Here is a 1,680-nt window from a genome sequence, read left to right on the forward strand (position 1 = left end):
GAGCGGTCCGGCCCGCTGATGGCGGCGATCGACGCTTGCAACGCGCGCTGGGGTCGGGGCGCCGTAGTGCCTGGGCAGGCTGGCTTGGTCGAGAAACGGGAGTGGACGACGAAGTTCGAGATGCGGTCGCCGCGCTATACCACCCAGGTCGGGGAACTGCCGGTGGCGCGAGCAGACGCTTAATCAATATCCAAATCAATGTCTACTAGGAGACACAGCACCTACGTAGCTCAACTACGTAGTAGAGGGCCCGGTGAAAAAGGCGCCGGATTTGAACATATGTATATGACATAAACTGCCAAGCTTTGATAGAGCGAGGACAATTTTGTAATTATATATACACATTGCGCAAACTGGGTTATCCCTGATTCGTTAAAGAAAATAGGGAGAGCGCTATCATGGCTCAATTGACAGTCGGCACTGGTCCTGGATTTAATTACGCTACCATACAGGCAGCTATAAATGCATCAAACAATGGAGATACAATCACAATTGCTGCTGGTAATTACAACGAAACAGTTGATTTGAACAAAAGCGTTACATTAATTGGACCACAGGCAAGCCCAAATAATGGAAACGCACAAGCCAACGTTACTGGTGGGATATACGTAACTGCCAACGGGGCTACTATAAATGGTTTGGAGATCTCGGGTGTTGACCCGCGCAACCCGCTAGGTAACGATTATCCGACTGCATTAGAAGTCACCGCCAACAATGTATCCGTAAGCAACACTTTGTTGCAGGGCGTCGGAATAAATGGTGCCGAGAGTCGACCGCTTACCTTATCCGGCACGGCGACCGGTTTTGCTTTCACTAACAATACAGTTCGCGATTGGTCGGAAGGTGCATATTTTGTTAGAGGAAGTAGCGGAACGGTCTCAGGAAATAAGTTCGACAACAATGGTAATCACATTGTTACCGAGTCAGACAATTTCGTAATATCTGGCAATGCCTTTGGCGAAGCCATTGGTTCCTCGGTCGCTTTTGCGACATTTGGCACTAACGTCAATTTCGGCACTATTCTTCCTGCTGGTAATACGTTCACAGATGATGCTGCAAGGCCGGTATCCATTTTTCCGAACAATAGCTCTGCGAGATTTGTTGGAACGTCGTACAACGAAACCTTCAACGGTGACGCGCTGGCCGGCCCGTTTGACTACAACGCAGGCGGCGGAAGCGACCGTATTTTTGTTTCGCTGGGAGCTGATACAATCGATGGCGGAATGGGCGCCGACAGCATCGAAGGGCCGACAGCACGACTGAACGGTGATTTGCTCAATCTATCTGATCTCCAAGACACCATCGTGGTCGAAGACGCAACAGCAGGGTTAAGAGCAACTATTAACAATAGCAATCAGTTGTTGATAGATGCGGATGGCAATGGTTCTATCGATGCAACGCTGATAATATCCGGCCAATCGAATATTCAGGCAGTTGTTAATGCGGGGACGCAGTCGATTTCGTTCCGTAGCATTTTGCCCCCGCCTCCCCCGCCTGGACCCACGGTTGACGACCCAATCACGCAGACCGGTACTGAGGGGCCAGATAGCGTGTCAGGGGCAGGAGGCAACGATACTTTGTATGGGGCCGGCGGCGACGACACGATCATGGGCCTCGGCGGCGACGACTTTATCCAGGGCAACCAAGGTCGAGACAACCTCTTCGGCAACCAAGGGAATG

At 51.1% G+C, this 1,680-nt stretch carries 2 protein-coding genes; both read left to right on the forward strand.

Going from position 1 to position 1,680, the window contains the following annotated elements; translation table 11 throughout:
* A partial coding sequence (locus tag COGEMETH_RS25115; RefSeq protein ID WP_238185386.1) for a DUF4113 domain-containing protein occupies positions 1-183 on the forward strand: 183 nt, incomplete at its 5' end.
* 215 nt (positions 184-398) lie between these two features.
* The coding region (locus COGEMETH_RS25120) for a hypothetical protein (RefSeq protein ID WP_373875431.1) at positions 399-1,680 on the forward strand (1,282 nt) is incomplete at its 3' end.

It is taken from the genome of Methylobacterium trifolii, from assembly GCF_022179685.1.
Taxonomy (GTDB): domain Bacteria; phylum Pseudomonadota; class Alphaproteobacteria; order Rhizobiales; family Beijerinckiaceae; genus Methylobacterium; species Methylobacterium trifolii.